Consider the following 21,678-nt stretch of genomic DNA (forward strand, 5'->3'; position numbering starts at 1 on the left):
TACTTAAGTCATTTACTTAACAATTATAAATAATACTAATTACAATGATTCTTTAATCGGGCTATCTTCATATTCTAGTTTATATTTTGATATCCTTAATTGTAAAATGAATAGAGCTAATCCTATCAAAGTAATTATTGGGGCTATCAATGCAAGATCACTTATCGGAAGATATGCTATTGATATACCTCCAATAAATGCCCCTCCAGCATTGCCAAGATTCATTGCAGATTGATTTAATGTACTGGCCAATGTAGGCGCATCTGAACTCAAATCTAGAATACGGAATTGAAGCATTGGAACTAAAGAAAATGCTAAAATTCCAAATACTAATACACCGGGTACCATAAGTATTTCTGAAAATTGAACAAAATAGAGAACAACAAAAAATGATAGAAATACAATTAGACTCAATAATAGTGCTCTATTAATGTTCCAATCAGCTAGCTTTCCACCCAATATATTACCTATAGTTACCCCTACGCCAAAAATTACAAGTAAAAAAGATACAGAATGCTCACTATAACCTGTAACTTTAGTTAAAATAGGTGTAATGTATGTGAATAATGCAAAAACACTACCAAAGCTAAACATAGCTACCAATAAAGCTAGCCATATATCTCCACGTTTTAAAACTGCTAACTCTTTTTTAATGGAGGATTTATCTTCTTGTTTATTATCTTTTGGTACAAGACATGTTATTCCAAGCAGCGAAATTACCCCTATAAGTGCAATAATTATAAAACTGCTCCGCCATCCCCATTGTTGTCCAATAAATGTTCCAAATGGAACACCTACTACATTGGACACAGTTAATCCAGTAAACATTAGTGCCATAGCACTAGCACGCCTTGATCGTTCCACTAGATTAGCTGCCATAATTGCACCTACTCCGAAAAATGTTCCATGTGCAAGTGAAGTTATTAAACGAGCCATAAGCAATAATCCATAATTTTGAGCAAAAGCTGCAAAAACATTACCTATACAGAAAAAGCACATCAATAATATTAATAAGTTCTTTTTTGCCATTTTACAGGTTATTAATACGAGAATAGGACCACCAATGGCAACTCCCAATGCATAACCAGTAATCAATTGTCCTGCTGCTGATATAGATGAATGTACATCTGCTGCAACATCAGGTAACAATCCCATAATAATAAATTCAGTCATTCCAATTGAAAATGCACCAATAACTAATGTCCACAGTGCTGCTGGATACTTTTTCATTAAACATCATCTCTCTTTTCATATTAATTTAACAATGAATGATTATTCTAATATTTATTATATATTAACTATTTTATAACTTAAACAATATATTAAAGGATTTCAAACAATAAAAAGAGTACTTCTAATGATGTGCTCTTAAAAATATTATTCTTATTTTTCATACAACATCCTCAAAATTATTTTCATATAATCTTTTAAATTAATATATACACTTTCAGCAGGCATTGGAATTTTTCCAGGGATAAGAAAAGTATTCTCAATTTACTTTTTAGTAGCTTTCATATCGTTGCAACTTTAATTAATATTATGATAAAATCTAGTTATTATATATTCTTTCGAGGAGCTAATATTATGAACTTAAAAGAAAAAATTAAAAAACTCCCTTCATCCCCAGGAGTGTATCTTATGAAGGATTCCCTTAATAGTGTTATTTATGTTGGTAAATCAAAAAAACTAAAAAGTAGGGTTAAATCCTATTTTCAAAACTCAAAATCACATTCTTCAAAGATTGTAAAATTAGTCAAAAATCTAAAGGACTTTGAATATATACTTACTGATACAGAATTTGAAGCCCTTATGTTAGAATGCAAATTGATAAAAGAAATTAAACCTATATATAACAAACTGATGAAAAATCCTAAGTCCTATTCTTACATAAAAGTAAAAATCAATGAAAAATATCCTGATATTGAACTTGCTAGTGAATCCTCCAAAGATGATGATAATATTTATTTGGGACCCTACACAAATAAAAACACAGTAGAAAGAGCACTTCAAGGAATTAAAGAATGTTGTAAAATACTATGTAATAATACTTCACAAAAAGCTTATGGTTGTTTGAATTATTCTTTAGGCTTATGTATTGGTATGTGTTTAGATAAAACTCCAAGTCAGCAGTATTCTTCCATATTTGACAAAATACTAAACTTACTTAATGGAACTGACAAAAGTATTCTTGAGGAGATGGAGTATACTATGAATACTGCATCAGAAAACTTTGATTTTGAGAATGCTGCTAAATATAGAGATTATATAAGTGCAGTAAAATATCTACTCAGTAATATGAAAGTTGTGGATTTTATAAAAGAGAATAAAAATATTGCTTTACTTGAGTATTTAGATGATGATAACTTTAAATTCTTTCTCATCAAAGGAAATGAATTACTTTTTAGTGAGAAGTACACAATAAAAAATTTTAGCTCTAAACAATTAAAATCTATTTTAAAAACCAAGATTTTATTTTACTTTAATGATGAAATTTTAAAAGATTCAATAGAAATTGGAAAAGAAAAACTAGATGAATCTCAAATAATTTATAATTACTTGAAGAATAAATCTATTAGTAGTTATTGTAAACATATAATAATTCTAGATAACTGGCTTAGTGATATGAACAATATGGATATTGACAATGCACTTAACAAATTACTTTTTAACCTGACTAACTTGGTGTAAGTCTCCCACGCACTCTGTGAAAGCGATTCACACAAAATCAAAAAAAGATTTTGGTTCTCTGCTTGCACTCTGCGAAAGTGATTCGCACCAAATTAAAATTTGGGCTCTCTACTTTTCTTAAAGTGGGAGTCCAACGCCAAGTAAGCCATGCATTCGCAGTTCTAAAATTCAGATGGGGTAAAAGAATCCCCACCTGAATTAAGAACTTGCTTCAATTAAATTTATTCATATACAAAACATTCGTCAACCTTTTTTGTATATCATATTTACAATAACTCGATATTGGTTTATCTTTTAAAATAGATATAGAAAAAACCTATAAAATATAATAAATTGTATTTTCAATAATTGTTTGACCTGTAATCCAGTTAGATTCATCACTTACTAATAATACTATATTATTTATGGTACGGTTCACCCTTCATAATCCTAAACCCTCTATAAATCTGCTCAAGTAATATAACCCTCATAAGCTGATGTGGAAATGTCATCTTAGAAAAGCAAAGCTTATAGTTAGCCCTATCTAAAACTACTTTGGATAATCCAAGGGAACCTCCAATAACAAATCCTATATTACTTTCCCCGTTTACACCAAGATTTCCAACAAAATCTGATAGCTCTTCTGAAGATAACATTTTTCCCTTTAAGTCCAAAGCTACTACGTACATATTATCTTTAATATACTTTAGTATAGATTCTGCTTCTTTATTCTTTATAATTAACTCTTCCTTTAAGGAAGCATTATCAGGAGTCTTTTCATCTTGTACTTCTACTATATCTAGTTTGCAATATCTAGAAAGTCTTTTTCTGTATTCATCTATGGCATCTCTAAGATGTTTTTCTTTTACTTTTCCTACAGTGATTAGAGTTATATTCATGTTCTTGTCTCCCAATAAAAATTTACATAACAAAAAAGGTCAATTTTATATCAAAAAGATTTTAAATGAATATTCACCCTAAACCTTTTTAAAACAACCATAAAGAAAACCAATGCTATCTTTTTCTTATGAACTAAGAGATATCCTAAATTCATGTGTCATACTTAACTTTAAACTTTATTTTCAAGCCTATCCTTATAGTCTAAGCTTTTCTATTCCTTACCTTTTCTTTAAGGGTCTTTAATCTTCTAACTGCTTCAATTAAAGTATCGTCCTTTTTAGCAAAATGAAATCTTATAAAGTTGTTCACATCTTCTTTGAAAAAACTAGAACCTGGTACTGCTGCTACTCCAACTTCCTTAGCTAGCCATTCACAGAACTCCATATCAGTGCCTTCCGTAAACTCTGATATATCCACCATAACATAATATGCTCCATCAGGTTTTGTATACTTAAGTCCTGCTTCATCAAGACCGTTAAGGAATAGCTCCCTTTTTTGCGTATACAGCTCTCTTAGGGATTCATAATACTCATCAGGAAGATTAAGTCCTGCCAAAACTGCTGCCTGAAGTGGTGCTGCTGCTCCAACTGTTAAAAAATCATGAACTTTTTTAGCATTCTCAATTATATGTTCAGGGGCAATAACATATCCAATTCTCCATCCAGTTATTGCGTATGTTTTAGATAAAGAACTACATGAAATTGTACGTTCAAACATACCAGGAATTGCGGCCATATATTGGTGCTTATGTGGCTTCATAACTATATGTTCATAAACCTCATCCGTAATTACAAAGGTATCGTATTTTTTAGCCAAATCTGCAATGAATTGAAGTTCTTCTAGTGTAAATACCTTTCCAGTTGGGTTAGATGGATTGCACAATATAATTGCCTTAGGATTTTGTTTAAAAGCATTCTCCAATTCCTCTTTATCAAAATTAAAGTGTGGTGGATTTAATGGCACATATATAGGATCAGCTCCACAAAGTATAGCATCAGCTCCATAGTTTTCATAAAAAGGGGAAAATACTACAACTTTATCTCCTGGATTACAGACTGTCATCATTGAAACCATCATAGCTTCAGTACTTCCACAAGTAACAACGATTTCTTTATTCGGATCTATTGGAATACCCATGAATTTTGTCTGTTTTTTTGATAATGCTTCTCTAAGCTTTTGTGATCCCCAAGTAATTTCATACTGGTGCGGACCTTCCTCTGCTACCTTTATGAGAGCTTCTTTAATTTCCTTTGGCGGATCAAAATCTGGAAAACCCTGTGATAAATTTATAGCATCATATTTATTTGCTATTCTTGTCATTTTACGAATAACTGATTCTGTAAAACCATTTAATCTTTCACTTATTTCTGGCATATCCTACCCATCCTCTCATTACCATATTGCTAAATATATTAATCATCTTTCATAAAAGTTCTTAAACTTTCACATGAAAGAATTTTAAAATAAGTTCATCAAATATGATATATGAATTTTAGACATATTAAGCTAATATGTAAAAATGTTACCTTCACGATTTTAGAGCCCGTTAAGTAACTTTTACTATCTGAGGCTTTGCCGAGTTTAAAAGTCATAGGACTCTAAACAGAATGCAGGTTTAGATTTTCTGCATTAAGCGAAAAATGACTGAAAGCCATATATCATACTAACTTTGAACCTTATTTTAATATCCACCTCATCATGGAAAATGCTAATTCTTACCGCAACACTGTTTATACTTTTTACCACTACCACAAGGACATGGTTCATTTCTTCCTACTTTATTATTATTAACTATAGTCTTTGAATTTTTCCAACTATTATGTATTTCTTTTCTCTTTTCCCTTGAGAAAATTCCTTCCCATTGAGGAAGCTCATAGAGGTAATCAGCTTTTGCTTCAAGCATATTAAAGTATAATTTTTCAAAATCTACATTGATGTTTACATCATCTTCTTCGTTAAGTTTTTCTAAATCCAGTTGCTCAGTTAAACTGTCATTTACTCCATCTAAGAATCCCATGAAAAATATATCATCAACCTCAAATTTTTTTGCTAAATCTTTAATTTTACCTTCTATGTGCTTACTATGATTAGCTAATACCTTTGTGTATACCTTTGTCTCTATAGCACCATATTCTTTCCAAAAGGCTGCTTCCCCTCTAGTTTTTACATACTCAACTACCATATCGGTCCAATTCTTATATAAACTCATATGTACTTCTCCTTTTATCTCTCTAATTTATACTTAGCCTGTTTTCCGCAATAGTCACACTGGTGACCTTCCACTTCAAAAACATTAGGAAATTCTTCATTCTCTATAAGATAATCATCAAATGCCCAATCCAAGTGTTCTTCACAAAAATACTTATTTTTTTCTTCTTCCATCTATATCATCCTTTCCAAAAGGCTTTGATATATCATAGTTGCCACCAAGAGTATCCGTATCTTTGTTATCAATTTGTAATTTTACATTTTTAATAGACTGTAGTTGGTCTAAAGAAGTTGTTAAACTTTTCAGTGTTGCTTCTTCCTTAACAGGGGTCATAGGTACCTTAGCATCATTGCTTAAGCTTATATATGCAGTTCCATTATTTATTGAAAAACTTAATAACTTGGTGTTCTTAGGTAGAATAGGTTTTAATTTACTTTCAAGTCCCGGTCCTTTTATAAGTTCATTAACAATCAATTCACCTATAAGCTCTTCTTTTTGGATTAACCTTTCTTCCTGACCAATTTCAGCCTTGTTCTCATTTTGAGATGCATCAAAATATAAATTTAAATCAACAGCCTGACCTTTCTCCTTGTAAAGCTTTATATTTTCCACTTTACTATTTGAATTTATACTGGACTTATCTTTTACTGAGCAAGAAGTCAACATCAAGCTAGAACATGCTAATGCTACACAAATACTAGAGCTTATTATTTTTCTCATTAAAATTCTCCTCTTGTATATTTTAAAATTCAATATAACCACTTGGACTGTCTCTTCTAGCCATAGTTACAGATATATCCTTTTCCATCTGTATTCCACCATCATTTAATACATTTACAACTGTTTTAAATGCCAGCTCTGGATAATTGTTAGTTTTACTTAAATGTCCTAGAATGATATTTTTTTTCTTATAACTCATTATATCCATAATAGCCTTACCACAATCTTCATTTGATAAATGTCCTATATTGCTTAATATTCTTCTTTTTAAGTTATAAGGATATGGTCCAAACTTAAGCATTTCTACATCATGATTGCTTTCTAAAAGTATTACATCCGCATCTACCAGTTGCCCCTTTACTTCTTCAGAAAAATATCCCAAATCTGTAGCAACACATACTTTTTTACTCTTACAAATTACAGAATAGCCCGTTGGTTTTACTGCATCATGTGGTATATCATAACTTACTACATCTAAATCCTTAATACATATACTGTTTTTATCCATAATTTTAATGTTATGTTCTTTTATCTTACCAACACTTTTAAGCATACTATTCCATGTAGGTTCATTGGCATAAACAGGTATATCATATTTCCTAGATAGTACGCCTACACCTTTTACATGATCTATGTGCTCATGAGTAACAAATATACCATCTATTTCCTTTGGATTCTCTCCTATTTCAGTTAGAGCCTTTTCTATATGTTTCCCCGGAAGACCTACATCTATTAATATTTTTGCATTTTCTGATGCTACAAATATACTATTTCCACTACTCCCACTATAAAGCGAACAAAATTTCATAATCTTCTCCTATACCCTACAAACCATAGACAACTAATCCATAGATACTCTTATTATGTCAGCACCTAAAGATTTAAATTTATTTTCAATATGAGGATATCCTCTATCAATATGTTCAATACAAGTAACTTCTGTAGTTCCTTCAGCAATTAAGCCAGCGATAACCATAGCTGCACCTGCTCTTAAGTCACTAGCTTTAACTATAGCTCCTGTAAGCTTTTTAACCCCGTCAATTATAGCTATTCTACCTTCAACCTTTATAACAGCACCCATTTTTTTAAGTTCATCTATATGTTTAAATCTACATTCAAATATACTTTCATTTATTATACTTCTTCCATCAGCAACGCATAAAATTGCACTCATAGGTTGCTGCACATCTGTAGGAAACCCTGGATAAGGAAGAGTCTTTATATTTACTCCCTTTAATCCACCTTTAGATTTAACAGTAACAGAGTCATCAAGTTCAATAACTTCTGCTCCCATTTCCACTAGCTTTGCAGATATAGATTCTAAGTGCTTTGGTATAACATTATTTATAGTAACGGATCCTCCGCATGCTGCTGCTGCTGCCATATATGTACCTGCTTCAATTTGGTCTGGTATAACACTATAGCTGCATCCTACAAGTTCCTCCACACCTACTATTCTTATAACATCTGTACCTGCACCTTTTATATTAGCTCCCATAGTATTTAAGAAATTAGCCACATCAACTACATGTGGTTCTTTAGCCGCATTCTCAAGTACTGTTGTTCCTTCTGCTAAAGTTGCTGCAAGCATAACATTTATAGTTGCACCTACACTTACAACATCAAAATATATATTTGTTCCTATAAGTTTATCTGCTTCTACTGTTATTGTACCGTGTTCAATATTAACATGTGCACCAAGTGCTTCAAACCCCTTTATATGTTGATCAATAGGTCTAACACCTATTGGACATCCACCAGGTAGTTCCACCGCCGCCTTACCGAATCTGCCAAGTAAGGCTCCAATTAGATAGTAAGAAGCTCTCATTTTTCTCACATCTTCAGTATTCGCATTTACATTCTTTAATATAGTACTATCTATAGTAACTGAGTTTTTGACTCTAGTAATTTTGCATCCAAGACTTTCAATAATTCTTTCTTCACATTGAATATCTTCTATTTCTGGTATATTATCTATTACACATATATCTTTACTAGCCATAATAGCTGCTGGAAGAATTGCTACCGCTGCATTTTTAGCCCCGCCTATATCAACACTTCCAAAAAGCTCTTTACCGCCTTTTATAATCAATTTGTCCATTCCCGTATCCATCCTCACTATACATATATATAAATTTTACATAAATTCTTATTTTAAGATAACTACGAATTATATTATAGCATAATTATATTCTTTTTGTAATGAATTTTAAAATAATACCACCCCACTTTATTCCATTAATATAAATTAAAAAATAAATTTAACTTAGTCTAATATTTAGATTAAGTTCATACTGATTTTAAAACCTAAAAACCAGTTATCATTTTCTTTCATAGTCTTTATGTGTTATAATTATTTTATTAAAATATTTTATGTATGGCATATGGAGGAATATAATGAAATATTATTTAGTGGCATTATTTGATAAGGATTCCTATTTATTCGTTGAAAATATACAGAAAAATATCTGCAAAAAATATAAATTATATAGAAAACTCCCTGTACTACATATTACTCTTGAGGTCATTGATGATCCTGATGTTGATAAGCTTGATAAAATAGTATCAGATATACTAAAACCTTATAAGAGATTCAGAGTTGAACTAAACGGGGTTATTTGTTTTGACCCTCCATACAAATCAGTTAATTTAAAAGTGGAAAATAAAGGATACATTACTAGATTAATAAGGCAAATAAATGAAAAGCTAAGAATTAATCATCTTAAAGCAAGGGAAAACATAGATAACTGGGACTTGCATGTTTCTTTAGCAAATACAAACTACGCCTCTAGAAAATGGTCTACAAGTGAATATAAAATAGCCTGTGAAAACACTAGAGACAGTAATCCTCAAAAAGTAGCAAGGATAGATCGACTTGAGCTTTGGAAACCAATTAATAATAAAAAGACTATGACTGTTAAAAGTTTTCTATTAAAAGAATATTAAATTGTTAATTATTTATACCTTTTTAGTTCGAAAATTATGAATTAAGCATATTTCTCAATTAAGTATTGACATAGCTTTTTATGAATAGTATATTTAAGCGTAAAGTGAATTACAATTTAATTTTATCTACATATAAAAACTATGATAGGGAAGAGTAAGTAATATGTATGTTTTAAAGAGAGTAGGATTAGGTGAAAACCTACAAACTAACATTACTGAAAATCACCCTTGAGTTGCAAGCTGAATTTTAGTAGGCTAAGCCGGCATGCCGTTATAATTTTCAAGTAAGTATTTGGGTGGTACCGCGAGCAGACTTCGCCCCAGCAGGGACATTGTGTGCTCTTTTTTTTGATAAAAATATTAATAATTTTTATAAGGGGGTTTTTTTGTGAACAATTCTTATGTAGTATACAATGGTAACATAGTTCCTGAAAGCGAGGTCAATATCAGCATTAGATGCAAAGCATTTAATTATGGTTTAGGTTGTTTTGAAGGAATAAGAGCTTATTGGATAGAAGAAGATAAGCAGCTCTATGCATTTAGACTTAAAGAACATTATCAAAGATTTTTACAATCTTGTAAAACTCTTAATATTAAGTTACCTTATTCAGTAGATGAATTATGCTCATTAACTGTAGACCTCTTAAAGAAAAACAACTTTAAATCTACAACTTATATAAGACCTATAGCATATAAAGGTGGAGAAGATATTGGACCTACTCTAATGGATGAAGATGATAGACTAGTAATATACTGTCAGCCTTTAGGTAGTTATACTGGTAAGGAAGAACTTAAAGTAGCTATAACCTCATGGAAAAGACTTGAAGACAATATGCTTCCACCAAGAACTAAAGCTACAGCAGCATATCTTAACTCTGCACTTGCTTCCCTTGAAGTAAAGCAAAACGGATATGATGAAGCTATATTCTTAACTAGCAATGGAAACATATGTGAGGGTCCTGGTGAAAATCTATTCATATTTAAAAAGGGAAAGCTTATAACGCCTCCTCCAAGTGACAATATACTTGAAGGAATAACAAGAGATACAGTTATTGAACTTGCAAAAAATGAATTAAACCTTGAAGTTGTAGAAAGAAGTATAACAAGAACTGAATTATATGCTTCTGACGAAGTATTCTTCAGTGGAACAGCTATGGAGGTTACTCCAGTAATTGAAGTTGATAATAGAGTAATCGGTAATGGTAAGTCCGGAGAAATTTCTAAAAAAGTAAAAGAATTATTCTTCGAAATAACTTCAAGCAAAAATCCTAAATACTCCAAGTATTGTACTCCTGTGTACTAATTTAATATACTAAAGTTAAAGTTTGGAGGCATATGTTATATGCAAACATTTAATATGCACTATGGAGATACTACACTTGATTTCTCCATTAATGAAAATAATCTTCTACAAATAGTTAAGAGTAATCCTTTTAATCTAGGTATGACAGAAGATGAAATAATTTTAAATTCTCTTGCGAATCCTATAGGTACTCCAAGGTTAAAAAATATAGTTAAACCAGGAAATACTGTCTGTATTGTAATCCCTGATGCTACTAGAGCTTGGCAAAAAACTTATAAGTTTTTATATAGAATTGTGGAAGAACTTAATAATGGTGGTATATTAGACAAAGATATTATTTTTATAAGTGCTACAGGTACTCATAGAAAACAAACAGAAGAAGAACATAAATCTCTATTAGGATCTGAATTATATAAGAGATTTAAAATCATTGATCACGATTGCCTTGATAATGATAATTTAGTTTACTTAGGTAAAACAAGTTATGGAACACCTGTACGAATAAATAAATTGGCTATGGACTGTGATCACATAGTAATAACTGGCGGTATAGTTTATCATCTTCTTGCAGGATGGGCAGGTGGTAAAAAATCTATTCTTCCTGGAATATCTAGTTATGAGACTATTATGGCCAATCATGCTCTTTCACTTGGTGAAAATATAGGTGATGGTAGCAATCCATTGGTCAAATCTGGGAGCATTGCAAATAACCCTGTTCACAAAGATATGTTAGAAGCTACTGGCTTTGTGAAACCAAGTTTTATGTTCAATGTAATTATGGGGCCTGACGGTAATATTGCTGCTGCTGTTTCAGGTGATTACGTGGAAGCCCATAGTGCTGGAAGAGAATTAGTAAATAAAATAGATGGTGTTAAGATCCATAAAAAAGCTGATTTAGTTATTGCCAGTGCTGGTGGATACCCAAAAGATATAAACTTATATCAATCCAGCAAAACAATGATTAACATGAATGAGGCTGCTAAGGATGGTGCCACCCTAATTCTTCTTTCTCAATGCAGAGAAGGTCTAGGTGGAGACGATGACATTAAAGATATAATATTAAATTATGATAATATATTGGATAGAGAAAAATCTCTTAGAGAAAGATATAGTATATCAAAGTTTATAGGATACTATGCTTGCGAAATCGCAGACAAGTATGATTTTATAATGGTATCCGATATAGATCAGGCTTTAGTAAAAAATGCACATATTAAAGTAGTAAGTACTATTGATGAAGCTCTTAATATAGTTTATGAAAAAAGAGGAAAAAATTTAGAAACTATATTAATGCCTAAAGGAGCTAATACTCTACCCATTTTAGAGGAATAGTCTATGGAATTGTAATTACCATATTATATTAATAGAAAATTTATCAATTACAATATAAACATTATTAGGTTTATATTGTAGTTGATTTTTAATTAATTTGTAATTGTGCCTTACTTTAATATTAAAATATTATGAATTTAATCAATTTTTTTATGTAATCGTTTATGAAACCTTTCATTATTTATGACTTTAATATAAAATATAAACTATACGAAAGTTATAGAAAGGCGGCTTTATTAATGAATTTGGAGAAATTATTCAATCTACAAAAGGAGCTAGATAGTAGAATACTGAAAGAACACAATTTAGATAATGAAATATTGTTTTCTCAAAAAGCCCTTGCACTTCAAGTAGAAGTAGGAGAGTTAGCCAATGAAACTAGATGTTTTAAATATTGGAGTAACAAAGGTTCATCTCCAGATGAAAATATTCTAGAAGAATTTGTAGATTGTCTACACTTTATATTAAGTATAGGTCTAGATAAAAATTTTGCACATATAGAACTAACAGCTGCTAATTACGGAGATAAAATAACCGAACAATTTTTAGACCTTTTTATTGACATTAACGATTTTTTAATATGCTCTTCAATTGATCATTATATAACTCTTTTTGAAGATTTTTTAAGTCTTGGTTTAAACTTAGGATTTACAGAATCTCAAATAGAAGAAGCCTATTTAAAAAAAAATCTTATTAATCATGAAAGACAAAATACTGGTTATTAGAATTAATTTAAATAAAATATGTACACTGTAGAATTTTATTAAATAAATGAAATGCTACAGTGTTTTTTTTATTTTATAGAAAGTAATTTATATGTAGTTGAATAAAAAAATATAATTATAGAAAATACCATTTAGGCATGTGAAAATAAATAACAAGTCAAAGATGCGAGGTGTATTTTGAATTATACAAGGAAATAGGTTCTGATGATAGTGGTGCTATCAGAAGGTTCTGTTGACGTAGTAGGATTCAAAATAGACTAGCATACTGACTAGTTATTTATTTGAATATGCCTTATTCATATATATCTACAAATCTGGTTACACTAAAGTTCAGGATGGTGATTTTATGCTTGGTATATTTCTATCAATTTTATCAGGAATATGTATGAGTCTTCAAGGTGTTTTCAATACAAGATTAAGTGAGAAAATAGGACTTTGGGAGACCAATGTTATTGTTCAGGGAACTGCTTTAGTATTTACTGCAATAGTTTTAATTTTTGCACATAAGGGTAATTTAAAAAATATTAAAGATGTAAATAAATTATATCTTTTAGGAGGCTTATTAGGGGTTATAATCATATATACAGTTGTAAAGGGCATATCTTCAGTTGGAACTACCTGTGCAATTTCCACAATACTAGTAGCCCAGCTTTTAGCCGCAGCTCTCATTGATGCCCTCGGTCTTTTTGGTACACAAAAAGTAGCCTTTGGCATACATGAAATATTAGGTGTGATTATTATGATATCAGGTATAATTTTATTTAAATGGAAGTGCTAAAAATATTTTCTTAATTATTAATAGCAAATATCAAGTTTTAAAATATAATAATAATGGAAGTCATCTTGCGGAGGAAAATTGATGTTTTCAATAAAGAAAAAACTTGATAACAATTTAAGAATTGCCATAGAAAAAGATAGATTTAAAAATTATAGAATAATTATTCACTGTACTGCATTACTAGATAAATTTCAATCGAAAATAAAATCATTTAGAGGTGAATTGATATGCATAATACCTTCAATTAATTGTGTATGTGCCAATATGTCAGCTTTATCTATTCACCGTTTAATAGAATACCCAGAAGTAAATTTTATTACGCTTGATGATTTTGCTTATCTCTGTGCTAATAGTGTATCTGCTGCAAATAGCGTAAATTTAGGTAAAAGTTTGAAATTTACAGGTAAAGATGTATGTATAGGTTTAATAGATAGTGGCGTATATCCACATCCAGATTTGTTAAGTCCTTTTAAAAAAATAAAAAAATTTACTGATCTTATAAATGGTCTTAATTATCCTTATGATGATAATGGTCATGGTACCTTCATCAGTGGTATACTATCTGGAAGCGGAATTAATTCGAAGGGAATGTATAAAGGTATCGCTCCAAATAGCAGTATATATTGCATAAAGGCTTTTAATGCTTTAGGAAAAGGCTATATCTCAAACATACTTTTAGCTATAGATAAATTTCTTCTTGATTGTAAGAAATTTAACATAAGAATACTCTGTTTACCTTTTGAAATATCTACAGAAGATGATTTTATACTTTCTTTATTTTATAAAATTTTTGAAAAAGCAAAAGAAAATGACATTGTCGTAATAATTCCTAGTGGTAATAATGAAAATATAAAAAGTTCCATACGTGGTATTGCTGCACTAAGTAATTGCCTAACTATTGGCGGCGTAGATACCACTTCCATAACTAAACCCTATTTTTATTCCGCGAGTGGACCTTGTGGTAAACTTATGAAACCAGATCTTTCCGCTGCATGTGTGGATATATATTCTTTAAGATCTGATATTAACTATGTTTCAGAAAGAGATGGTGTGAAACTTTATCCACACAAAATGAAGCAATACTATACTACTTTTACAGGAACATCTTGTGCTGCTGCCTATATAAGTGGAATTTGTGCTTTATTATTAGAAAGTAATAGCACTTTAAATTATAAGGATGTTATATCCCTTATTAAAGCTTCTTGTAATTTATTGAACTTTCCTAAGTGGCAACAAGGAGAAGGACTAATAGATATAAAAAAGCTTTTTAATAATGAATAAAAATCAATTTTTTTACACATAACTATAATTACAAAATAATTTTTAATTATCTTGTAACGAAATTAATTAAATATAATTTCGCTATCAAACATTCTTAGCCTTTTATGCTTTGTATGTTTGTAATAATATTAGCCTCTGAGTTTAAATTCTCAGAGGTTTTTATTTTCTATTTACTTAAATATAAAATTTAGCCTTATAGCTAATCTTGTTTAAAGGTATTATAAATTACACTTTATATTCTACTTCTCAAAATTTATACTTTTAGAAAGCCTATCTTTACCTATTATAGTATTGTAAAATACATTCTTTGTTTGTTCTAAATAATCCTCTGGGACCATGAGTGCAGGGCTAAAATGAGTTAGCCAAAGTTCCTTTACATTACCTAATTTAGCTAAAGTAGCTGCCTCTTTAAAAATCATATGTTTATTCTTAATAGCTTTTTCTAAACTTTTATCATCACCATACATACCTTCACATATAAAAAGTTCGGCTTTTTTTATAAAATTTATAAGTTCCTCTATAGGTCTTGTATCCGTTATGTAGCAAATCTTTATTCCCTTTCTTTCATCCCCTAAAACCATATTTGGTAAAAAGAACTTTCCATTAAAATTAATACTTTCACCTCTTTGAAGGGTACTCCAGAGTTTAATAGGAACATCATTTAATTGAGCTTTTTCTTTATCAAACTTCTTTCTTCTTTTTACTTCTATACTATAACCTAAACATTCCATTGTATGTTCACAGTTTATAGTATGAATTATCATATTATTTAATTCAATTGAATAGTAATTATCTTCTACTTCTATTAGCCTCAATTCATAAGGCAACATTGGTGATATAACTGTAATGCCATTAATGACATTTTTTAGTCCTGTAGGACCAATTATAGTAAGTAGTTCAGTTCTCCCTGAGTTTCCTATAGTCAAAAGCATTCCTGGTAATCCAGCTATATGATCTGCATGATAATGAGTAAAGCAAATAGTATCTATAGTTTTAAATCCACAGCCTAATATTTTCATGGAAACTTGTGTTCCTTCTCCACAATCAATTAACAATTTACTTCCATTAATACTTACTAGCATAGAAGTAAGAGACCTATTTGGCACTGGCATGCTACCACCGCATCCAAGTAAACATATATCTAACAAAACTATCCCTTCTTTACTTTCAATTTGAAATTTAGTAAGTTAATTAATATTATAAGTAGAATTATAATTAATATCCTAGTAATCAATTTATATTAATACATAATTTATTTTGCTTTTATATTATTAAAGTTAATTTGTATTTTACCGTTTATTGCTTTAAAATATATATAAAGGCTATTTATTAGTAAGTATTATTATAATTATAGCTATTAATACTATTTCGAAAGGATGATTATTATGATAAGTGAAAAATTATTTTCTGCTTTAAACGATCAGGTAAATTATGAATTTTATTCAGCACATATTTATTTAGCAATGCAATCATACTGTGCTTCTCAAGACCTACCTGGTTTTGAAAACTTTTTTAAAGTACAAATTGAGGAAGAAAGATTTCATGCCAATAAATTTTTTAATTACATAGTTGATATGGATGGCACTGTAGAAATTAAAGGTATGGATAACCCAAACAACGAGTTTGGTTCAATACTTGATGCCTTTAAAGCAACATTACATCATGAAAAAATTGTAACTGAAAAAATTTATAACCTTATGGACATTGCTACAAATGAAAAAGAACATGCAACTATAAGTTTCTTAAAATGGTTTATTGATGAACAAACAGAAGAAGAAAAAACTGTTTCTACTATATTAAAGAGATTAGAAAGAATAGATGATGATAAGGCTGCATTATATATGCTAGATGCTGAATTAAGTCAGAGAGTCTTTACAGCGCCAACAACAATTGCTTAATAGCTTTATATTTTAATAAGGCATGTGAAAATAAATAGTAAGTCAAAGATGCGACGAATATTTTGAATTGAGCAAGGAAGCAGGTTCCGAGGATAGTGGGCTATCTGAGGGTTCTGCTGACGCAGTAGGATTCAAAATAGGCTAGCATACTGACTAGTTATTTATTTAAATATGCCTATTCCCTATTTAAAGTTTACTATTTGTATTTTAGACAATATATATAAAATACAAATAGTAACCAAAAAATATTTATTTAAAAATTAACTTTATAGTAGAAATCTACAATAACTTTTTTTAAATATTCCTATCAATCATGGACAACCTTCCAATTCCCATCTACATCAGCATTTATGGTACCTCTTGATAATATATAATTAGCTATAAGTTCAGACATATCTATTGGAATATCCTTTATTACAGGTTTACCCTTAAACATACTATAGTTTCCACCACCACCCGCACGATAATTATTCATTACCACATCATATTCCTTTTTCATATCTAGTGGACTACCTTTATAATCTAACTTGGTTATACGCTTCCCAGCAGGCTTTGATATATTTATTTCATAATCAATACCTTCCCACATATCATAATTATAGTGTTGTGGTTTAGGAGTTGTAAATCTAGGATTTACTTTAATACTTTTCCCATCATAATTAGCAAAATAAGATGCTGATTTTTCTAAAGCTTCTTTAATATCATTGCCTTTGATTCTAATTACCTTTAATGTGTTAGGATATACATAGTTTGAAACAATATCTCTCATAGTAACTTTGCTTGGAAATCCTGTAGATTTATTATCAAATAAAGCTGTATTTGAAATATCTACTGATGCACTATCCATCTGCACTTTATTGATAAATTCAATTAGAGCATTGTCTTTAGTTCTTATATTCATATAGTCCTTAACAGTCATATCTCCATTTATATTTCCCATGCACTTATCTAACCAATTCTGAGTATCCTTTTCAATATCTTTAACTATATTTTCAATTTCCACTTGAGATTCCCTTTTCTCACAATAAACTAACTTAGATTTCTTATCTATTACTTTCCATACATTATTATGCATTTTTAAGTTAACTTCAACTCTACCTATGGCATTAGCTGCATTTCCTGGTTGAAGTACTAGAACTCCATTAACGTATTTATTTTCTATGAACCTATGTTGATGACCCGTCAATAAAACATCTATACCTTTTACCTTTATACAAAGTTCATAGGCTTGATTTTCTCCTGTAAGGCTTTCTGTTGGTTTTCCTGTATCCAGGTCCCTTTCAAATCCTCCATGATAAGAAACTACTACCAAATCTACTTTTTCTTTTTCTTTCAAAATACCAATCCACTTTTCTGCAGTTTTCACTACATCCTCAAAACTTATTCCTTTGATTATATCTGAATTCTCCCAGTTTGGTATATACTTTGTCGTGAGTCCCAATACACCTACTCTTAATCCATTTTGAAATTTCTTTATTATATAAGGCTTGCCAAAAATAGGTTTAGAAGTATCCTCATTAAGAATGTTTGCTGATATCCAAGGAAAGTTTGATTGTTTTATTGAACTGTTCAAAATGTCCATTCCATAGTTAAATTCATGATTTCCTATGACAGCTGCATCATATTTTAAAAAGTTCAATACATCTATAATGGGATTTTTATCTCTTTTGTCTACTTTAGCATAATAATACGTAAGCGGGGTTCCCTGAAGCATGTCACCATTATCTATTAAAATTATATTTTTATTTGAACTTCTCTCTTCTTTAATTATACTAGCAATTTTAGATATTCCATTTTTCGTCTTCTCATTATTAGCATAATTTATAGGAATCATATTTCCATGTATATCACTGGTTTCTAATATAACTAATTTCATTTCTTCTACAGCCATAATTGCACAACTCCATTCCACAGCATAAATCAATTTATAACTCATTATATCATAACAAAAGAGTGTATTCTAAAATATTATTTTAGAATACACTCTTATATCTATAAATGATATGTTTTATTTTAAATTATCGATAAGCTGTTTTTAACTGCTGTCTATGTGCTATAAATCCTAGTATATAATTGATTACAAAATATATCAATGCTAGCATACCAAAGATACCAAATACTTGAGCTGTGGTACTATATTGACCCATTATAATCATTCCTTTACCTGTTAACTCTTCAATTCCTACTACCCATACAAAGGATGTATCCTTTATTACAGTAATAAAAGTGGAAACTAATGGTGGAATCATATTTCTTAAGGCCTGCGGTAAAATAATATAGATCAATATTTTAGAGTAACCAAAACCTTGGGATTGCGCAGCTTCCCATTGGCCCTTATTAATGGAGTTCAATCCAGCACGAATAATTTCTGCAATAATAGCACTAGTAAATATAGTCATGGCCAAGATACCTGAATTTATTGGCTTTAGTTTAGTCATAAACCGTATAGATAATATGAACAATAACAATGGGGTATTACGAACAAATTCAATATATATTGTGGATAAAAGGCCGAAGATTTTATGCTTAGAAAAACGTGCAATACCTAAAATCATTCCTATGATACTACTAAATATAATAGTCATAATAGCTATATATAAAGTAGTTCCTAGCCCTTTAAGTAAAAATGTAAATATTTCAGGCTTAAAAAGTTCTGTTATCACATTGCCACCCCCATCTTTTGTTCTAATCTTGTTGCAATCCTAGCGATAGGTAGGCATAATATTAAATATAATAGTGCCGTCATTATATACGCTGGTCCATAGTAAAGATTGTTACTTGACCATGAGTCCGCAGTATACATTAAATCTCCCCCAGCCACCATAGCCATTACAGAGGTATTTTTAATAAGACTTACGACTTGATTAGTAAGTGGTGGAAATATAAGTTTTGTTGCCTGAGGTAAAATTATATATCTCATAGTTTGAATATAAGTGAAACCTTGTGCAATAGCGGCCTCTGTTTGACCTTTAGCTACTGCCTCAATTCCACCTCTCACTACTTCTGCTATATAAGCACCATGATATATTCCGATTCCTAAAACTCCTACTACAAATACTGATAATTTTATACCTAAATGAGGTAATAAATTATATAAGAAGAAAATTTGTATTACAAGTGGAGTATTTTGTATTACAGCTACATAAATCTTATTTATCTTTTTAGGGATTTTATAGTGCAATGCACCAAAAACCCCAAAAATCACCCCAAGTACTAATGATAAAACTAATGCCAATATAGACAACTCAATTGTATTTAAAAACCCAAGACCAAAAATAGACCAATCCTTAAAAAGAGCCTCCCATTTAAATAATGCAAAAGGATTAGACACTATTTTATCCCCCATTTCTTAATAAGCTTATCAATTTCTCCTGATTTTTTCATATCATTTATAGTTTCATTTATAGTTTTAGCTAGTGCATCATTTCCCTTTTTAGAAGCTATACCATATTCCTGTGGAGTAAAACGTTCCTTTAAAATTTCAGTAGAACTATCTAAATATCCAAAAAGAATAGAACCATCTACAGAGAAACAATCAATACGTCCAGAGTCTAAAGCTGCTTTAATTTCAGGATAACTTCCAAACTCTAAGAATTTAACTGTACTTCCCACTTTTTTAGCTGAATCTTGTATTGCCTGTTTACTTGTAGCACTTTGAGCAACACCTATTGTCTTACCATTTAATCCTTTTAAATCTTTAATCCCAGAAGCTTTCTTAACCATTAAGCCTACACTATCCGTAAAATATGGATCAGAGAAGTTATAACTTTTCTTACGTTCATCAGTTATTGTAAATGTAGCTGCAATCATATCTACATCCCCACTATCTAAAAGCGGACCTCTTGTCTTTGCGGTTACTGCTTCGAACTCAACTTTATTCTCATCCCCTAGAATCTTTTTAGCTATCGCTTTAGAAAGATCTATTTCAAATCCTTCTATCTTTGAAGTCTTAGGATTTTTGTATCCAAACTTAGGTACATCAACCTTAACTCCAACTTTTAACTTTCCCCTGTCTTTTATTGCTTTAATATCTGATTGTGCTGAACTTGAATCTGACTTCTGTGAAGATGAGCCACATCCTGTTAATGTAATTATAGTTGCTACTAATAATAAACCTATAATACCTCTTAATTTTTTCATAATATATCCCTCCAATTTTATTATAAATATATATTTTTAATGCATTATACGACTTAAGAATTGCTTAGTTCTATCATGAGTTGGCTTAGTAAAGAAATGTTCTGGTTTTCCTTCCTCTAAAATTTGTCCACCATCTACAAATATAACTCTATCTGCAACCTTTCTAGCAAATCCCATTTCATGAGTTACAATTACCATTGTAATTCCTTCTTCTGCAAGACTAGCAATAACATCTAATACTTCTTGAATCATTTCTGGATCCAATGCAGATGTAGGTTCATCGAAAAGTATAGTCTTTGGTTTCATATTTAAAGCTCTTGCAATCGCTACACGCTGCTGTTGTCCTCCTGAAAGCTGAGATGGATATGCATTTGCTTTATCTTTCAACCCAACACGTTCTAAATACATAAGCCCAGATTTCTCTGCTTCTTTCTTTGAAACTCCCTTAAGTAATATTGGTGCTAAAGTTAAGTTTTCAAGAACCGTCTTGTGAGGATATAAATTAAATTGTTGAAAAACCATAGCAACCGATTGTCTTATTTTATTAATAGGTGCCTTAGATTCTGTAATATCAACTCCATCAATTATAACTTTACCCTCTGAAGGTTTCTCTAATAAATTCATACTTCTTATAAGTGTACTCTTTCCAGAACCACTTGGGCCAATTATAACTAATTTTTCGCCATTTGAAACCGTTAAATCTATTCCTTTTAATACATGAGCCTCTCCATATCTTTTATGGACACCTTCTAGCTTAATCACTTTTACCACCTCGTTGT

22 protein-coding genes and 1 other annotated feature are annotated in these 21,678 nt (G+C 30.3%); of the genes, 8 read left to right on the forward strand and 14 right to left on the reverse strand.

Annotated features, from left to right (window positions below; all coding sequences use genetic code 11):
* Positions 1-39 precede the first annotated feature (39 nt).
* Positions 40-1,230 carry an MFS transporter gene (locus RH99_RS00290; protein WP_010232896.1) on the reverse strand — a complete coding sequence of 397 codons (1,191 nt, stop codon included), beginning with the start codon at positions 1,228-1,230 and terminating at the stop codon, positions 40-42.
* A 354-nt stretch (positions 1,231-1,584) separates the two neighbouring features.
* On the opposite strand from RH99_RS00290, the gene RH99_RS00295 reads away from it, so the two are divergent.
* Entirely contained in the window at positions 1,585-2,688 is a 1,104-nt protein-coding gene (locus RH99_RS00295) for a UvrB/UvrC motif-containing protein (RefSeq protein ID WP_010232897.1), read from the forward strand.
* Between the two features lie 398 nt (positions 2,689-3,086).
* Here RH99_RS00295 and rlmH read toward each other — a convergent pair whose 3' ends face one another.
* The 7 genes from rlmH to murA form a co-directional block, all read right to left on the reverse strand.
* On the reverse strand, positions 3,087-3,566 hold the full coding sequence (gene rlmH / locus RH99_RS00300; protein ID WP_010232899.1) for a 23S rRNA (pseudouridine(1915)-N(3))-methyltransferase RlmH: 480 nt from the start codon (positions 3,564-3,566) through the stop codon (positions 3,087-3,089).
* A 202-nt stretch (positions 3,567-3,768) separates the two neighbouring features.
* On the reverse strand, positions 3,769-4,941 hold the full coding sequence (locus RH99_RS00305) for a pyridoxal phosphate-dependent aminotransferase (RefSeq protein ID WP_010232900.1): 1,173 nt from the start codon (positions 4,939-4,941) through the stop codon (positions 3,769-3,771).
* 334 nt (positions 4,942-5,275) lie between these two features.
* Positions 5,276-5,776 carry an SEC-C metal-binding domain-containing protein gene (locus tag RH99_RS00310; RefSeq protein WP_010232901.1) on the reverse strand — a complete coding sequence of 167 codons (501 nt, stop codon included), beginning with the start codon at positions 5,774-5,776 and terminating at the stop codon, positions 5,276-5,278.
* A 14-nt stretch (positions 5,777-5,790) separates the two neighbouring features.
* A complete protein-coding gene (locus RH99_RS18395) occupies positions 5,791-5,949 on the reverse strand; it encodes a CxxH/CxxC protein (protein ID WP_010232903.1) in 159 nt (52 codons plus the stop codon).
* Entirely contained in the window at positions 5,930-6,496 is a 567-nt protein-coding gene (locus tag RH99_RS00315) for a GerMN domain-containing protein (protein ID WP_010232906.1), read from the reverse strand. The genes RH99_RS18395 and RH99_RS00315 overlap by 20 nt, the downstream gene beginning before the upstream one ends.
* A 22-nt stretch (positions 6,497-6,518) precedes the next feature.
* Positions 6,519-7,304 (reverse strand): MBL fold metallo-hydrolase, encoded by a 786-nt coding sequence (locus tag RH99_RS00320; RefSeq protein ID WP_010232908.1) that lies wholly within the window; start codon positions 7,302-7,304, stop codon positions 6,519-6,521.
* Positions 7,305-7,337: 33 nt separating this feature from the next.
* Positions 7,338-8,597, reverse strand: coding sequence for a UDP-N-acetylglucosamine 1-carboxyvinyltransferase (gene murA, locus RH99_RS00325; RefSeq protein ID WP_010232909.1), 1,260 nt, complete (start codon positions 8,595-8,597; stop codon positions 7,338-7,340).
* 296 nt (positions 8,598-8,893) lie between these two features.
* Between murA and RH99_RS00330 the strand changes: the two genes are divergently transcribed.
* The 6 genes from RH99_RS00330 (at position 8,894) to RH99_RS00355 (ending at position 14,861) form a co-directional block, all read left to right on the forward strand.
* Positions 8,894-9,442: a 2'-5' RNA ligase family protein gene (locus tag RH99_RS00330; protein WP_010232910.1), complete on the forward strand. Its 549-nt coding sequence runs from the start codon at positions 8,894-8,896 to the stop codon at positions 9,440-9,442.
* Between the two features lie 132 nt (positions 9,443-9,574).
* Positions 9,575-9,768, forward strand: a binding site (T-box leader).
* 62 nt (positions 9,769-9,830) lie between these two features.
* On the forward strand, positions 9,831-10,745 hold the full coding sequence (locus RH99_RS00335) for a branched-chain amino acid transaminase (protein ID WP_010232911.1): 915 nt from the start codon (positions 9,831-9,833) through the stop codon (positions 10,743-10,745).
* A gap of 39 nt (positions 10,746-10,784) precedes the next feature.
* Entirely contained in the window at positions 10,785-12,077 is a 1,293-nt protein-coding gene (locus RH99_RS00340; protein WP_010232912.1) for a lactate racemase domain-containing protein, read from the forward strand.
* 239 nt (positions 12,078-12,316) lie between these two features.
* A complete protein-coding gene (locus tag RH99_RS00345; RefSeq protein ID WP_010232913.1) occupies positions 12,317-12,802 on the forward strand; it encodes a dUTP diphosphatase in 486 nt (161 codons plus the stop codon).
* A 346-nt stretch (positions 12,803-13,148) separates the two neighbouring features.
* Positions 13,149-13,580 carry a DMT family transporter gene (locus RH99_RS00350; RefSeq protein ID WP_010232914.1) on the forward strand — a complete coding sequence of 144 codons (432 nt, stop codon included), beginning with the start codon at positions 13,149-13,151 and terminating at the stop codon, positions 13,578-13,580.
* Between the two features lie 81 nt (positions 13,581-13,661).
* Entirely contained in the window at positions 13,662-14,861 is a 1,200-nt protein-coding gene (locus tag RH99_RS00355) for a S8 family serine peptidase (protein ID WP_010232915.1), read from the forward strand.
* A gap of 239 nt (positions 14,862-15,100) precedes the next feature.
* On the opposite strand, the gene RH99_RS00360 is transcribed toward RH99_RS00355, so the two are convergent.
* On the reverse strand, positions 15,101-16,009 hold the full coding sequence (locus RH99_RS00360) for a ribonuclease Z (RefSeq protein ID WP_010232916.1): 909 nt from the start codon (positions 16,007-16,009) through the stop codon (positions 15,101-15,103).
* Positions 16,010-16,246: 237 nt separating this feature from the next.
* Between RH99_RS00360 and RH99_RS00365 the strand changes: the two genes are divergently transcribed.
* Complete coding sequence (locus tag RH99_RS00365) at positions 16,247-16,759, forward strand: ferritin (protein ID WP_010232917.1); 513 nt, start codon at positions 16,247-16,249, stop codon at positions 16,757-16,759.
* 307 nt (positions 16,760-17,066) lie between these two features.
* Here RH99_RS00365 and RH99_RS00370 read toward each other — a convergent pair whose 3' ends face one another.
* From RH99_RS00370 to RH99_RS00390, 5 genes are all read right to left on the reverse strand, one after another.
* Entirely contained in the window at positions 17,067-18,650 is a 1,584-nt protein-coding gene (locus RH99_RS00370; protein ID WP_010232918.1) for a 5'-nucleotidase C-terminal domain-containing protein, read from the reverse strand.
* A gap of 127 nt (positions 18,651-18,777) precedes the next feature.
* A complete protein-coding gene (locus RH99_RS00375) occupies positions 18,778-19,422 on the reverse strand; it encodes an amino acid ABC transporter permease (RefSeq protein WP_010232919.1) in 645 nt (214 codons plus the stop codon).
* Positions 19,419-20,090, reverse strand: a complete 672-nt coding sequence (locus RH99_RS00380) for an amino acid ABC transporter permease (RefSeq protein WP_010232921.1) — start codon at positions 20,088-20,090, stop codon at positions 19,419-19,421. The genes RH99_RS00375 and RH99_RS00380 overlap by 4 nt, the downstream gene beginning before the upstream one ends.
* Positions 20,090-20,899, reverse strand: a complete 810-nt coding sequence (locus RH99_RS00385; RefSeq protein WP_010232922.1) for a transporter substrate-binding domain-containing protein — start codon at positions 20,897-20,899, stop codon at positions 20,090-20,092. The genes RH99_RS00380 and RH99_RS00385 overlap by 1 nt, the downstream gene beginning before the upstream one ends.
* Before the next feature lie 36 nt (positions 20,900-20,935).
* On the reverse strand, positions 20,936-21,661 hold the full coding sequence (locus RH99_RS00390) for an amino acid ABC transporter ATP-binding protein (protein WP_010232924.1): 726 nt from the start codon (positions 21,659-21,661) through the stop codon (positions 20,936-20,938).
* Positions 21,662-21,678 lie beyond the last annotated feature (17 nt).

It is taken from the genome of Clostridium arbusti SL206 (genome assembly GCF_000246895.1).
In the GTDB taxonomy this organism is placed as follows: Bacteria; Bacillota; Clostridia; order Clostridiales; family Clostridiaceae; genus Clostridium_I; species Clostridium_I arbusti.

What these genes read in the sequence shown, in the direction of transcription:
- RH99_RS00310 (WP_010232901.1), bottom strand. Translation starts at nt 5,776, where the DNA reads ATGAGTTTATATAAGAATTGGACCGATATGGTAGTTGAGTATGTAAAA.
- murA (WP_010232909.1), bottom strand. Translation starts at nt 8,597, where the DNA reads ATGGACAAATTGATTATAAAAGGCGGTAAAGAGCTTTTTGGAAGTGTT.
- RH99_RS00385 (WP_010232922.1), bottom strand. Translation starts at nt 20,899, where the DNA reads ATGAAAAAATTAAGAGGTATTATAGGTTTATTATTAGTAGCAACTATA.
- RH99_RS00320 (WP_010232908.1), bottom strand. Translation starts at nt 7,304, where the DNA reads ATGAAATTTTGTTCGCTTTATAGTGGGAGTAGTGGAAATAGTATATTT.
- RH99_RS00370 (WP_010232918.1), bottom strand. Translation starts at nt 18,650, where the DNA reads ATGGCTGTAGAAGAAATGAAATTAGTTATATTAGAAACCAGTGATATA.
- RH99_RS00345 (WP_010232913.1), top strand. Translation starts at nt 12,317, where the DNA reads ATGAATTTGGAGAAATTATTCAATCTACAAAAGGAGCTAGATAGTAGA.
- rlmH (WP_010232899.1), bottom strand. Translation starts at nt 3,566, where the DNA reads ATGAATATAACTCTAATCACTGTAGGAAAAGTAAAAGAAAAACATCTT.
- RH99_RS00365 (WP_010232917.1), top strand. Translation starts at nt 16,247, where the DNA reads ATGATAAGTGAAAAATTATTTTCTGCTTTAAACGATCAGGTAAATTAT.
- RH99_RS00355 (WP_010232915.1), top strand. Translation starts at nt 13,662, where the DNA reads ATGTTTTCAATAAAGAAAAAACTTGATAACAATTTAAGAATTGCCATA.
- RH99_RS00330 (WP_010232910.1), top strand. Translation starts at nt 8,894, where the DNA reads ATGAAATATTATTTAGTGGCATTATTTGATAAGGATTCCTATTTATTC.
- RH99_RS00305 (WP_010232900.1), bottom strand. Translation starts at nt 4,941, where the DNA reads ATGCCAGAAATAAGTGAAAGATTAAATGGTTTTACAGAATCAGTTATT.
- RH99_RS00315 (WP_010232906.1), bottom strand. Translation starts at nt 6,496, where the DNA reads ATGAGAAAAATAATAAGCTCTAGTATTTGTGTAGCATTAGCATGTTCT.
- RH99_RS00295 (WP_010232897.1), top strand. Translation starts at nt 1,585, where the DNA reads ATGAACTTAAAAGAAAAAATTAAAAAACTCCCTTCATCCCCAGGAGTG.
- RH99_RS00290 (WP_010232896.1), bottom strand. Translation starts at nt 1,230, where the DNA reads ATGAAAAAGTATCCAGCAGCACTGTGGACATTAGTTATTGGTGCATTT.
- RH99_RS00340 (WP_010232912.1), top strand. Translation starts at nt 10,785, where the DNA reads ATGCAAACATTTAATATGCACTATGGAGATACTACACTTGATTTCTCC.
- RH99_RS18395 (WP_010232903.1), bottom strand. Translation starts at nt 5,949, where the DNA reads ATGGAAGAAGAAAAAAATAAGTATTTTTGTGAAGAACACTTGGATTGG.
- RH99_RS00350 (WP_010232914.1), top strand. Translation starts at nt 13,149, where the DNA reads ATGCTTGGTATATTTCTATCAATTTTATCAGGAATATGTATGAGTCTT.